Annotated in this window: 14 protein-coding genes; 5 read left to right on the top strand and 9 right to left on the bottom strand. The window is 54.9% G+C overall.

The genetic code is table 11. The features are described 5' to 3' along the window. Positions 1–20: 20 nt before the first annotated feature. The 6 genes from modC to sbcB form a co-directional block, all read right to left on the bottom strand. Positions 21–1094: a molybdenum ABC transporter ATP-binding protein gene (gene modC, locus NP590_RS07335; RefSeq protein WP_256601660.1), complete on the bottom strand. Its 1074-nt coding sequence runs from the start codon at positions 1092–1094 to the stop codon at positions 21–23. Further along, the gene (gene modB / locus NP590_RS07330; protein ID WP_256601659.1) at positions 1091–1777 is read right to left on the bottom strand and encodes a molybdate ABC transporter permease subunit; all 687 of its coding nucleotides are present in this window, start codon (positions 1775–1777) and stop codon (positions 1091–1093) included. The genes modC and modB overlap by 4 nt, the downstream gene beginning before the upstream one ends. A gap of 12 nt (positions 1778–1789) precedes the next feature. Continuing rightward, the gene (gene modA / locus NP590_RS07325; protein ID WP_256601658.1) at positions 1790–2560 is read right to left on the bottom strand and encodes a molybdate ABC transporter substrate-binding protein; all 771 of its coding nucleotides are present in this window, start codon (positions 2558–2560) and stop codon (positions 1790–1792) included. 297 nt (positions 2561–2857) lie between these two features. Further along, on the bottom strand, positions 2858–3643 hold the full coding sequence (locus NP590_RS07320; protein ID WP_256601657.1) for a sulfite exporter TauE/SafE family protein: 786 nt from the start codon (positions 3641–3643) through the stop codon (positions 2858–2860). Between the two features lie 60 nt (positions 3644–3703). After that, the gene (locus tag NP590_RS07315; RefSeq protein WP_371927269.1) at positions 3704–5074 is read right to left on the bottom strand and encodes an alginate export family protein; all 1371 of its coding nucleotides are present in this window, start codon (positions 5072–5074) and stop codon (positions 3704–3706) included. 438 nt (positions 5075–5512) lie between these two features. Next, positions 5513–6946, bottom strand: a complete 1434-nt coding sequence (gene sbcB / locus NP590_RS07310) for an exodeoxyribonuclease I (protein WP_256601656.1) — start codon at positions 6944–6946, stop codon at positions 5513–5515. Positions 6947–7072: 126 nt separating this feature from the next. On the opposite strand from sbcB, the gene NP590_RS07305 reads away from it, so the two are divergent. From NP590_RS07305 to NP590_RS07295, 3 genes are all read left to right on the top strand, one after another. Further along, positions 7073–7669 (top strand): SRPBCC family protein, encoded by a 597-nt coding sequence (locus NP590_RS07305; RefSeq protein ID WP_256601655.1) that lies wholly within the window; start codon positions 7073–7075, stop codon positions 7667–7669. A 66-nt stretch (positions 7670–7735) separates the two neighbouring features. Further along, a complete protein-coding gene (locus NP590_RS07300) occupies positions 7736–8686 on the top strand; it encodes a beta-propeller fold lactonase family protein (protein WP_256601654.1) in 951 nt (316 codons plus the stop codon). Positions 8687–8732: 46 nt separating this feature from the next. Beyond that, a complete protein-coding gene (locus NP590_RS07295; protein WP_256601653.1) occupies positions 8733–9020 on the top strand; it encodes a hypothetical protein in 288 nt (95 codons plus the stop codon). A gap of 49 nt (positions 9021–9069) precedes the next feature. Here NP590_RS07295 and NP590_RS07290 read toward each other — a convergent pair whose 3' ends face one another. Genes NP590_RS07290 through NP590_RS07280 form a run of 3 tightly spaced genes read right to left on the bottom strand, consistent with a single transcriptional unit; the run spans position 9070 to position 11830 of the window. Further along, positions 9070–9291, bottom strand: coding sequence for a FeoC-like transcriptional regulator (locus NP590_RS07290; protein ID WP_256601652.1), 222 nt, complete (start codon positions 9289–9291; stop codon positions 9070–9072). After that, entirely contained in the window at positions 9288–11600 is a 2313-nt protein-coding gene (gene feoB / locus NP590_RS07285; protein ID WP_256601651.1) for a Fe(2+) transporter permease subunit FeoB, read from the bottom strand. The genes NP590_RS07290 and feoB overlap by 4 nt, the downstream gene beginning before the upstream one ends. Continuing rightward, positions 11597–11830: a FeoA family protein gene (locus NP590_RS07280; RefSeq protein WP_196436834.1), complete on the bottom strand. Its 234-nt coding sequence runs from the start codon at positions 11828–11830 to the stop codon at positions 11597–11599. The genes feoB and NP590_RS07280 overlap by 4 nt, the downstream gene beginning before the upstream one ends. A 180-nt stretch (positions 11831–12010) precedes the next feature. Here NP590_RS07280 and NP590_RS07275 point away from each other — a divergent pair, with 180 nt between their 5' ends. Together NP590_RS07275 and NP590_RS07270 are read left to right on the top strand one after the other, a co-directional pair. After that, entirely contained in the window at positions 12011–12415 is a 405-nt protein-coding gene (locus NP590_RS07275) for a hypothetical protein (RefSeq protein WP_256601650.1), read from the top strand. 56 nt (positions 12416–12471) lie between these two features. Then, a complete protein-coding gene (locus tag NP590_RS07270) occupies positions 12472–12777 on the top strand; it encodes a hypothetical protein (protein ID WP_256601649.1) in 306 nt (101 codons plus the stop codon). The last annotated feature ends 302 nt before the right edge of the window (positions 12778–13079 follow it).

Genomic DNA, 13079 nt, shown 5'->3' with positions numbered 1-13079 from the left:
TGAATCTCCTTATGGGTGAATTAATTGAGTATCGATGTGCCCTTGATTTGCACATAAACATTCATATCGACCCGCAAGCCCAGTAGCATCCGGGATTTGCGGGTAATGTGAGCCAGCAATGGCTGATCGCCGACCAGTAAGCCCACCACGCTCTGCCCGCTGTCATCATCGGCAATGTCGGTTATGACGGCGGGTAGCACGTTCAGGATGCTGGTATCGCTGGGTTTTTGCAGGGTAATGCTGACATCGCGGGCGTAAATCTGTAGCCGCAATGGTGTACCGATTTCCGCGCTCAGGTGGGTCAGACTCAGCGTACCGCCAGCGAAGGCCACCCGTGTCAGATGATATTCCGCTTCATGGCCAGCAACCGTCACTTGCCAAACCGTCGCTGCTTCCCTATCGTGGGCCAGCGGCACATCCAACCGGCTCAAGGTTTCCGACAGCGGGCCGGAAGCCAGCGCTTTGCCTTCGTCCATGATCACCAGATGATCCGCCAGTTGCGCGACTTCCTGCTGGGAATGGGTAACATAGAGCACAGGTATGTTCAATTCCCGATGCAAGCGACCCAGATAGGGCAGGATTTCCTGCTTGCGTTTGAAATCCAGGGCCGCCAGCGGCTCGTCCATCAACAGAATTTGCGGATTCAGCGCCAGCGCCCTGGCGATGGCTACTCGCTGGCGTTCGCCGCCGGACAGCCCGTCCGGCAAGCGTTCCAATAGATGAGCGATGCCCAAGAGTTCCAGGATATGTGTCAAATCGGCACCGGCCAAGCCGGTGCGTTTCAAGCCGAATTGCAGATTGCCCTTGACCGACAGATGCGGAAACAGATTGGCTTCCTGAAACACATAGCCCAACGAACGCTTATGGGTCGGCAGAAACAAGTTACGCTCGCTGTCCTGCCAGACCTCGCCGTTGATTTGTAAAAAACCATTCGGTGCCTGCTGCAAACCGGCGATGCAGCGCAGCAGCGTGGTCTTGCCGGAACCGGAATGGCCGAACAGCACCGTGACGCCGCTGCCGGGCAAATCCAGGTCTACGTTGAGGCGGAATTCGCCGTAGTCGAGTTCGAATTTTGCGTGGATTGGCGTGGTCATTTGAGTTGATGGGCAACGGGGTGAGTCTTCAGCGCGCTGTACAGCACTAGCAGCACCGTGAAGGAAAACAGCAGCAAGCCGCCGGCCAGCCAATGGGCTTGCTCGTACTCCAGTGCTTCGACATGATTGTAGATTTGCACCGACACCACGCGGGTCTTGTCCGGAATATTGCCACCCACCATCAGCACCACACCGAATTCGCCGACCGTATGGGCAAAACCCAAAATCGCGGCGGTCATGAAGCCGGGTTTGGCCAGCGGAACCACCACGTTGAAAAACGTATCCAGCGGCCCGGCCCGCAAGGTGGCGGCGGCTTCCAGGGGTTGCCTGCCGATGGCGGCGAACGAGGCTTGCAGAGGTTGAACAACAAACGGCAGGGAATACAACACCGAAGCGACGATCAGACCGCCAAAGGTGAACGGCAAGGTCCCCCAACCCAGTTCGCTGGTCAATCGGCCGACGGGGCCCTTGGGTCCCAGCATCACCAACAGATAGAATCCCAGCACCGTCGGCGGCAACACCAACGGCAAGGCCACCAGCGCATTGCAAATGCCTTTGAAGCGCGAACTGGTGCGGGCCAGCCACCAGGCCAGCGGTGTACCCAGCATCAGCATGATCAAGGTTGCCAAGCTGGCGACCTTGAAGGTCAGCCACAGCGTGGCAATATCGGCTTCGTTCAACATGGCTTTATCGCCTTACTCGGGTGAGCCAAAGCCGTATTTCTTGATCACGGCCCGCGCGGCTGGCGATTTCAGAAAATCCACCAGGGCCTGTGCCGCCGGATTTTCGGCGCCGGTTTGCAACAACACCGCCGTTTGGTTGAACGGGCCGTGCAACTCGTCGGGTATCAACCAGCCCGAGCCACTGCCGATTTTGCCGGTATTCAGATCGATCACCTGAGCCAGCGCCACGAAACCCAGTTCGGCATTGCCGGTGGTGACGAATTGGAAGGTTTGCGAGATGTTTTCGCCCATCACGAACAAGGGCCGCAGTTTGTCCAGCACGCCGACGCTGGTCATGACCTCTTCCGCTACCACGCCATAGGGGGCGTGAGTGGGATCGGCCAAGGCGATGTGTTTGAAGGCGCCTGTTTTGAGGATTTCGCCCTTATCGTCGACATAGCCGGGCGTCGCCGACCACAGCACCAATTTGCCGATGGCGTAGACGAAACGGCTGCCGGGTACGACCAGACCGGCTTTTTCCAGTTCCACCGGGTATTTTTCGCTGGCGGACAAATACACTTCGAACGGCGCGCCGCTCTGGATTTGGGCGAAGGCCTTGCCGGACGAACCGAAAGACAACTTGGCCTCGTGGCCGGTGGCTTTTTGGAACTCGGCGGCGATTTCGGTCATCGGCTTGGTGAAGTCGGCGGCGACGGCAACTATGGTAGTTGCGGACCAGGCCGAGGAAGCGGGAAAAATAAACGCCGCCAGCACGAGTGCGCGGAAAAAACGATGATTGAGCATAAAGTTCTCCAAGGGTTAAAAAAATAGTGCGTTCAAAACTCCATTTTTCAGGATAAGGATATGGTCAAAAATAACTCCTCCCTTGCCCCTTTTTTCAAGGAGGCTTGTCGTGAAATCTTCCTCTTCTCACGGAGCTTGTCGCAAAAGTCCAAACAGTTCCTTCTCCCTTCGGGAGAAGGCTAGGATGAGGGTGTATAAATCATTGTTTACATTATATATTCCCTTCACCCCAGCCCTCTCCCGCGAGGAGAGGGAGCTTTTACGACGCCCTCCGGAGGTTGTCGCAGAAGGAGGAGCTTATTTGTGCCGCCAGACCTTGATGGCCGATATAACAAGTATCGCGGCCAGCAAGGGCAATAAAATTTCGGCGGCTATCGTGCCGACCAATTGCCCTCCCGCGAAGGCACCGAACAGCGAGCCGGCCGCCATCACCAAGACAAAATTCCGGTTGCAGCCCACTACCGCAAAGCTTTGGTCGTTACGGTAGCGGGCGATGCCGATCAACATCGTCGGCAGACTAATCGCCAGCGACAGGCTGCCGGCCAGCTTGATGTCAACGCCGAACAGCAAAACCAGGGTCGGGATCAGCAGTTCCCCGCCCGCGACGCCCATCAGCGAGGCAACCAGGCCGATGCCTAAACCCGACGCGACTCCGGCCAACAGCAGCGCACTGCCGGATAATGCCGGCTGATGACTGTTTGCCGGGTTATGGCCGAATAGCAGCAGTACCGAAATCAACACCAGCAACACCGCGATCACCCGATACAGGGTTTCGCGCTTCATGCCAAGCGCAAAACCGGCGCCGAACCAAGCCCCCAACAGACTGCCGGCCAACAGATTCAGAATTACCGGCCAATGTGTCAACAACTCGGCGAACGGGATGGTGCCGGCCCTGAATGGCAGGGCCGATGCGACGACGATCAGACTCATGACCTTGTTTAGGATCACCGCCTCCAGCGAGGCGAATCCGAACAGACCGATCAACTGCGGCAACCTTAATTCGGCCCCACCCAAGCCTATCAGCCCTCCCAACATTCCTATCAGCGCGCCGCCAGCGAAAACGGCCGGTTTGTTGTTTGTCATGCGGTCTTCATGTCCCAGTGTCAAGTTAGTCTCTAATTTTGGTGTAAATGGCAATTCTCATCAAAACCGCAGCTGGCTCTGCACGTAAAAGTAATTGATGTCTTCAGGATTCGGAGCGTTTTGGGTTTCCCTTGCAAACGCTCCCTTAAATAAATGCGCCCAGGCGGTTTCGAAATTCAGGCTGCTGTTGACATCCCAGCGCGCGCTCAACTCCAACTGCTGGCCGATGTAATTACCGGTGTTGCCGCTGGTATCGCGCAGGTTAGCCGTGGTCCAACTGTCCTTGTCTTCCGCCAGCCAGTGAATCCTATGACTCAGCCCTAGCAGGACGTCGGGAGTGGGCGTCGCGGTAATGCGCAGACCGGGACTGTTCATATTGGCGCGGGCGAAGGCGCCATACATGCCTGTAGGGCCGAACTCGAAACGGCGGGCGCCGTACAAGGTATCGAAGCGCTGGTCTTTATTGTCGTTGGGATCGTGATCGCCGCTGGCATAGTCGTATTCCAAAGCCAGACGCGGCGACCAGGCTAAGTCGAAGGTGTAACCGACATCCAGATGCTGATACCAGGCTTCGTGATCCAGATCCCGGCCATTGCTGGCGGCGGTGCTGGAGCGCACCGTGCCGAACTGAGCGATGGTTTCGGTTTGAAAGTCGAATTGGCCTTTCCTGGGTTTCAGGTAAAAACGCAGGCCGGGCGTGAAATAACGGCGGTTGCGGGTCCGGTTGCGCTGGCTGTCGCCTTCGTCCAGATGATACAAGTAAACATCGCTGTTGATGCCCCAAAACAGCTCGCTGAGCTCCAGAATACCGCCGGAAAACCAGGTGTGGGTGTCTTCCTCGTCGAACTCGTGAGTTTCGTCGAGTATATCTGCCGCCGCGGTCGGGTAACGCACGACAGGCATCGTCACGAAGCCGTTGAATTGCCAGTGATTGTAATCGACCAGCCTGAGCCTGACGCCGGTAAAGCTGTTGATGGTATTGCGCATCGCATTTCTGGCGACCAGGCGGCGACTGCCGAAATTGAGGGTTTGCCGGCCGGCGATGACTTCGGCGCCGTAGCCGCTGTAAAAAATATTCTGGTCGGCCCAGGCCACATAACCTTGGATGAAATCCGCCGTATCGGCGTGGGTGTTGTTGACGCCGGAACCGCTGTCGGCCCACAGCGCGCGGGCATCCAGAAATTCGGCGCCGGCGCGAAATTTGCCCAGGCAGGCTTGCAGCCACAAGTCGGTTTGCAGCGCAATTTGTTGGTCTCCGCCTTTGCCGTTGGCCTTGAATTGGCCGTCTTGAGTTTCGTAGCGGGTGCGCTGCTCGACCGACACAGCCAGCCATTTAGGCAAATTCAGCGCATCGTGCAGATTCCAGACCGGTTTTTCGTACTTGTCACTGCCCAACAAGGCATCGGACATCTGACTCGCGAAAGCGGCCATGGGCGGTTTAGTGTAAGTTCTTTTTTCCGCTGCCGGAGCCGCTGTAGTGGCAATAATGTTTAATCCACCGGCAACTAGCAGGCCGAAAATAATGGGTTTACAGCACCGACAAACAGAGGGGGTATGCATCATTTTATGACTTCATAAATATAAGCCTGAAAATCGCACCAACAACGGTACAGTTGCTCAATTCGTAACGTACAAAAGTATATAACGAATGATGCTCATCTACACAGCAATGTTTAGGCCAATGCTAAAAATAAGTTAAACGATTGAATTTTATATAAAATTAATATGAGATAGGGTTTGGATGCTGTTGTGAATCAAGCATGTCGTGATCTTTTGTAGGCTTTGTGACAGCGGATTTCGCGGCTAGCGGCAAATGACGGCAACCCGAATCGGCCCGGACCGGGAAGGTAGTACACGGCAGCGTACGGATTACAACCGCAGCTGCTTGGCGCAAGCAAATTGTTCCAATTGAGCCAACAGTGGTTGATTAAGGTTGGGCAGACTTTGTAAGCGGCGTAAATCTTCCCGGAATCTTGCCAAACCGCCGGCGCTGTCGGCCTCGAGTAGCCGCTGGCGGCAAAATTGGCGCCAGCGTTCGCCGTCCGCCTCGCTCAGGCTGTCGGGGTAATTTCGGCCGCGATAACGGAACAACATCTCGGGCAGACGGGCATCGTCGAAGTCGACGGCAATGTTCGCCAGCTTCCCCGCTGGTGTCTGACGAATTTTTTGCATGGCGGCTTTGTCTCTGGGGCTGAAAAAGCCGCCGCTATAAATCATCAGATCGGGGTCGGCGGGCGTATCGGCGTATGCGCGGCTGAAAACCGCCGCCAACTTCTGCTCCAACGCGGGGCCGGCGGCGGCCTGGATACGGGTTAAATTTTGCCGGCATCGATCCAAATCCAGCCCCAGGCGTTGCTCGTCGACCGGGCGAATTACCGACAGGGGCGCCAACACCGGGCTTTTGTTGATGTGCACGGTTTTTAACGCAATGCGCTCGACGTTTTCCGGCAGGTCCTGGCTGGCGGTAAACAGCCGCTGTTGTATTTCTTCCGCGCAGAGCGCCAATAAGGCCTCCGGGTCGACGGACAAATCGTAGACTATCACCTCGTTGCCGTTACGCGGATGCGGATAAAGCGGTAGCACGACGGCCAGACAGTTTTTACTGGCCGGAAACCGCCCGGACACATGCACCAGGGGTTTGAATCTGCCCAAATCCAACAAGCCCAGCGCGGTTTGTTTGTGCCGGTTGGCGTAGAGGTAAGCGTAAAGTTTGGGTTGCTTTTGCTTGATCAGGCGGGCGAGGGCGATGGTGGCATAAACATCGGACAAGGCATCGTGAGCCGACTGGTGGGCGATATCGTTGGCCAGCGTCAGTTCTTCCAGGCGAAAACTGGCAACGCCGTCCGCATTGAGCGGCCAGTTGATGCCGTCCGGACGCAGGGCACGGGCGGCGCGGGCAATGTCTATCAGATCCCAGCGCGAATTGCCGTTTTGCCACTCCCGGGCATAGGGATCGTAAAAATTCCGGTAGAGCAGGTTGCGGGTTACCTCATCGTCGAAGCGGATACTGTTGTAACCGATACCGCAGGTGCCGGCTTGGGCTAATTGCGCGTGAATCATGCCGATGAATTCGGCTTCGCAAACGCCTTTTTCGGTGGCCAGTTGCGGGGTGATGCCGGTGATCAGGCAGGCTTCGGGATTCGGCAGATAGTCGTCGGCGGTTTTGCAATACACCATCAAGGGCTCGCCGATGATGTTGAAGTCGGTATCGGTGCGTACTCCGGCAAATTGACAGGCGCGGTCGCGTTGTGGGTCGGTACCGAAGGTTTCGTAATCGTGCCAATAAAAACTCGCTGCGGACATGCTGAAGACCATGAAAATTGAAAAAGCGGGAAAAATTCCGTAACGGCGGTTTTGCGGCTACCCGCGCCGGCAATTTATTTTATAATCGCACGCTCAACTTTATGTGACCACCATTAGGAACGTGTTATGAAAAAAACCTCGCTCGTTATTTCGGCAGCCTTATTGATGTTTACCGGCATGGTTAACGCCCATGGCCCGGTCAGGGGAAAAATGACCGCAACCATCACCATCGAAGCACCCGCCGCCAAGGTATGGGAAGTCATCAAGGATTACGGCGACATGTCCTGGCACCCCAGCATCAAAAGCGTGAAAGGCGGCGGTAATGAAAAAGGCGCCGTGCGCACTCTGACCTTGGCCAACGGCGGCACCATCACCGAAGAGTTGAAATCGCACGACGACGGCAAAATGGCTTATAAATACAAAATCACCGAAATGAGCTCCAGCGGCAGCATCAAACATGCCGGCCAGGACGAAGAAATTCCGGTGCTGCCGGTCGGCAACTATGCGGCTGAACTGTCGGTGGCGGACAAGGGCGGCAAAGCCGAAGTCGAATGGGTGGCCACATACTACCGGGCCTACGTGAACAACAATCCACCGGCCGAGCTGAACGAAGAAGCCGCCGACAAGGCGGTTACCGCGGTATTGAGCACCGGCCTGGAAGCCTTGGCCAAGAAGCTGGCGCCCAGCGGCAAGGCCGAAGTCAGTATCGATCTGAAACGCTAAATTTTTGCCCCACCCGGTTTCCATCCGCGGATGGAAACCGCTCCCCCGACTGCTCCCCGAGTGACCATGCCCAAACCATCGCTTGCTGTTGTTGCTTTTATCTCGGCTTTTGCGGGCGTTGTTAACGCACAACCGCATGCCTTCATCACCAATCAGCTGGATAACACGGTTTCGGTGATCGATACCGAAAGGCAGAAGGTCGTCGACACGGTCGCGGTCGGCGGCAAGCCGGCCGGGGTTGCCGTCAATCCCGGCAAAAGCCATATTTACGTCAGCACCCCGGAAGGCGGCGGTTTTGCCGTATTGGACAGAAAATCCTTTAAAGTGTTACGGACGGTCAAAGTCGGCGGCGCGTCCCTGGGTATCGCCGTCGATAAGCCCGGCGAACGGGTTTTCGTGGCGGATTGGTACGAGCATTCGATCACGGTGTTCGACACCAAGGACTTTGCCCAAATCGGCCTCATCAGCGTCGGCAAGTCGCCTTCCGGCATGACCGTCAGTCCGGACAATAAATGGCTGTATGTGGCCAACCGGGTCGACAACTCCATTTCTCAAATCGATCTGAAGAAACTCAGTATCCGCAACACCACCAAGGTCGGCGCCCATCCCTTCGGTATCGCCGTCGACGGTAAGGGCACGCGCCTGTATGCAGCCAACGTGGAGAGTAACGATGTCAGCGTGCTGGATACCCGGCGCATGAAACGGATTGCCACCCTGAAAGTAGGCGCGCGGCCGTATGCGGTTGCGTTGGCCAAGGATGACAAAATTTTGTTCGTCACCAATCAGGACGACGGCACCGTGTCGGCTATCGATACCGCCAGCTTGAAAACCCTGGCCGTGATCGAAGTGGGCGACAAGCCCGAAGGTATCGGCACCCATCCGGACGGCCGCTTCGTCTATGTGGCGAACTGGTTCGACAACAATGTTTCGGTGATCGACGCCGAAACCCTGCAAGTGGTGCATACCATCGCGACGGGGGAGGGCAGTCGCGCCTTCGGTGAATTTATCAGCCCCTGACGGCTTGTGATACACTGCGCGGCGATTTAACCACGTTGAGAACAAAATGGCTGAGACCGTAGAAGAATTGACCATCCGCTACGAAGATGGCGGCATTGAAACCGTTAAGGAACTGGATAAAAAGGTATTGAGCAAGGGCGCCTGGGCCACGGTGATTTACCGCTATCAGGATTGGGAGCCGAGCAAGGAACAATACAGTCAGGACAGATTCAGCATTCGCCGCTATCAAAAACGCAACGGCGAATATCAGCAAAAATCCAAATTCAACATATCCAGCGAGAAACAAGCCCTGGAATTGATCGAAGCCCTGCAGGGCTGGTTGGCCGATAAATAAAGCCGACACGGGGATGGGCGAGGGGGCTGGCTTTTAGCGGCGACTCTCGTCAGTCTACCCATTCGTAAATCTCCGTCAACAGCGGGTCGCATTTGCAACAACCGCTACCGCAATTGCCGCTGGTGGGCGATACCCGCACCTTACCCTTGCTGATCCATTTCGCCAACATGCCGCGCAAGGCATTGGCGTCGACATGAAAATGCAACACCAGATCGTTCAGCGTTACCCGCCGCTTATCGCGCAGATAGTTGCGTAAATCCGATAGAATCATGACACTACTCCGGTATGTTGACGTGTGCCGTAGAAGCGTAACAACGACACAATGGCAACGAACATCAATGCCAGCAGCGCGAACCAAAAGCCGGCGCTGGCCGGATGTTCGGCAAAGGTCATGCCTTGATAAAAAAGGGTAGCGGTCGAATAGGCCACGAACGTGGTCCAGGCCACCACAAACAGCGTCCAACCGCTGCCCGTTTCCTTATAGATGGCCGCCGTCGCCGCCACACAGGGCGCATATAGCAAAATAAACAACAAATAGGCAAAAGCGCCTGTCTGCCCGTCGAATTGATTCTGCATGACGCCGAAGGTAGCTATTTTTACTTCCTGCTTCTCGGCCGCCGCCGCCACGTCATCGATATCTGCAATCCCCAAACCCAAGGGGTCCAGCAATTTATCGGCAATTTCGGACAGGTTGTCCGGAATGCTTTGGCAAGCCGCCAGCAAGGCCCGCCGCAGGTCGAAAGCCTGTTCTTCTTCCGTTTGCTCGGCGTCCAGGACCATTTGGCTGTATAAGGCATCCAAGGTACCGACCACGGCTTCCTTGGCCAGCACTCCGGTAAAAATACCCACGGTGGCCGGCCAGTTGTCCTCCCGAATTCCCATGGGCCGGAACGCCGGGGTCAACGATCGGCCGATCTGGCTCAATACCGATTTGTCGCTGTTTTCCCGCCCGAAACTGCCGTCCGTACCCAGGGAATTCAGGATATTCAGCACCAGAACCATGGGCACGATCACTTTGCCGGCATTGACGATAAAGGTTTTCAGCCTGTCCCAGGTTTTGATGTAAATACCGCGCGGGGTAGGGAGGTGATAAGTCGGCAGTTCCATCAAAAACGGCGTAGGATCGCCTTGCAGCAGAGTGTGGCGCATGATCAGTCCCGTGCATACCGCAACCAGTATGCCGAACAGATACAGGCCGAACACCAGGTTTTGGCCACCGACCGGAAAAAAGGCGGCGGCAAACAAGGCATACACCGGCAGGCGGGCGCCGCAGGACATGAAGGGGTTCATCAGATTGGTCAACACCCGGTCGCGTTGATTATCCAGCGTGCGGGTAGCGATGATGGCGGGCACGTTGCAACCGAAACCCACTATCATCGGCACGAAGGATTTGCCCGGCAGGCCTATCACGCACATCAAGCGGTCCATGACGAACGCGGCTCGGGACATGTAACCGGAGTCTTCCAGCGCGGACAGAAAGATAAACAAAAAACCCACAATCGGAATAAAGGTAGCAACCACCTGAATGCCGCCGCCGATGCCGTTACTGATCAACACCACCAGCCAATCGGGCCAGTTCAGGGAAGTGAGCAGGGCGTTCATGCCGTCCACCAGCAAGGCGCCGACGGCTTGATCGAAAAAATCGACGAAAGCGCTGCCAATATTAATGGTGAACATGAACATGGCATACATGACCAGTAAAAATACCGGTATGCCGAGAAAGCGGTTCAACACCACCGCATCGATTCGTTCGGTGGTATGGCGGGAGACTTCGTTGAGCTTGCAAACCGATGCCTGAACCAGTTGATTCACCAGACCGTAACGGGCGTCCGCCGCCAGGATGTCGATTTCGTCGTCGGTTTCGGTTTCGATGGACAAGCGCAAATTCTCGGCAACCGCTTGCGCTCGGCAGCCGGCCAGTTGTTTGGCCAGGGTGTCATTTTCCAGCAGGCGCAAGGCCAACCAGCGCAAATCGTAATGTTCCGCCTGGGCGGTCAATTCAAGGTGCAAGGCCGAAACCGCGGCTTCGATGGCCGGATGATATCCGACCGATAAGACGGGCACCGTGGGCTTATGGCAAGCTTGCCGCATGGTTTCACGCAACTCCCGCAAACCTTGGCCGGTTGCGGCGACAACAGCGACAACGGGGCAGGACAACTGCCTGGACAATTCGTCGAGATCGATTTTAATACCGCGTTTTTTTACGGCATCCATCATATTCAGAACCACAATCATCGGTACCCGCATTTCTATCAGTTGCGAAGTCAGATATAGATTGCGCTCGATGTTGGAGGCGTCGATGATATTGACGATTAAATCGGCTTGCCTGGAAGCCACGAAATCGCGGGCGACTTTTTCATCCAGGGAGACGCTGTCGTCGTCGGCTTCCAGAGAATAAGTGCCGGGCAAATCGACCACCACGATGCGTTCGCCGTGAAACTGATATTCGCCGGTTTTTTTCTCGACCGTAACGCCGGGCCAATTGCCGACGTGCTGCCGGGAGCCGGTCAATGCATTGAACAGCGTGGTTTTACCGCAATTGGGATTACCGACGACGCCGACCGTAAACTCGTGGCTCATAGTTTTTCTATCATTAACACCGAGGCTTCGTTTTTGCGCAGCGATAAGGAAAATCCGCGTAGCTTGATTTCCACCGGATCGCCCATGGGCGCGAAACGGGTGATGGTGAACTCGGTTCCCGGCGTCAGTCCCATGGCTAGCAATTTTTTTCGATACGCGCCGCCAGCCTGATCAAAACCCACGATACGACCGGAATCGCCGGTCGCCAGCATCTTTAACGAAGTCATCATATGCAGCCTGTAGCCAGAAGGTTATTAATAATGGTTCTCATTAAAACCCAATATAACACATCAGCATTCGACGATATATATAATTATTTAATTTAACATAATATACATTATACGAAGTCAAAGACGCCGTCGGCGCGGATTTTGCGTTAGAGCCATTTCCTTTTTTTCGGAGACAATAAAATGGCACGTAAGAAAAGCTCTTTCTATCACACCCGCTGGAATCGTTGCGGTTTGAACGAAGCCCGTGCAGCCGAGGTAATCGGTTGCACGATTGACGATATCCGCCGATTCGATGCCGAAGGCGCTCCCATTGCGGAGCGCCTTTTGCTTTTATGGGACTCTAAACACGTGGGTTGCGATGGTTGGGACGGGTTTTTGTTTTCTCGCGGTGTTTTACGCTGGAAAAATCGACGGTGGACTCCGGCAATGCTGAAAGCCGTACACGACCAACGCGAAGAGCTGGACGCGCTTAGGCGCGAAATTTCGCGGCTCAAAACATGGCGCGGGTTATTCACATTTTCTGTGCGTAAAGCTGTGGATTGTGTACGACATCACAAAGCTAGGCGCGGCTTAAGGATGGATTGATTACTTTTTAGACAAACCGGTTAGAATCGAACCGCGCAGAACTGAAAGGTAAAATCATGAACAACACATCAAAATTACTGACAACTTTATTGTTTGTCGGCTTAAGCCAGCCGTCAGAAGCGGGATTCCTTGACGATTTTGTCAAATTCACCGCCGACCAATCGCAAAAAATAATTGCCGAACCAATTATCAAAAACATGGAAAAGCAACACAAAATCAAGACGGGGCTAGTGAAATACAACGCCGATGATGACATGCCGCCAGAAGCACACCGCGACATGTGGGGTTTAGTCGAATCCGAACACGGAAAATGCTGGTATCACGTCAAAACGTATAAAAAACTATGTGAACAAAAACAATGACTTATATTTTTACGACTGAGTATTTTTGTTAGATATTACACTTTGCCGTGGGGTAAATTAAAGCCGCTGAGTGTTCTGTTAGACATTACACTTTGCCGTGGGTTTGTCTTTTTATTTGTTATTTTTCAATGCGTTGCCTGATTTTGCTTGGGCTGTGGCCGCATTCTACCGTTGGAAGTTACCGTGGGTTATCACGGTAAAGTGTGGGTGTTACTAACACTTCCCACACTTTTTCGGCGGCGCTACCGCGCCACCGAAAAAGAACCCATATTGCCAAATTGAAACGCATTTTTTAATGCCTC

It is taken from the genome of Methylomonas subterranea, assembly GCF_024505185.1.
Lineage (GTDB): Bacteria > Pseudomonadota > Gammaproteobacteria > Methylococcales > Methylomonadaceae > Methylomonas > Methylomonas subterranea.
This window is presented reverse-complemented; position numbering and strand designations above follow the sequence as displayed.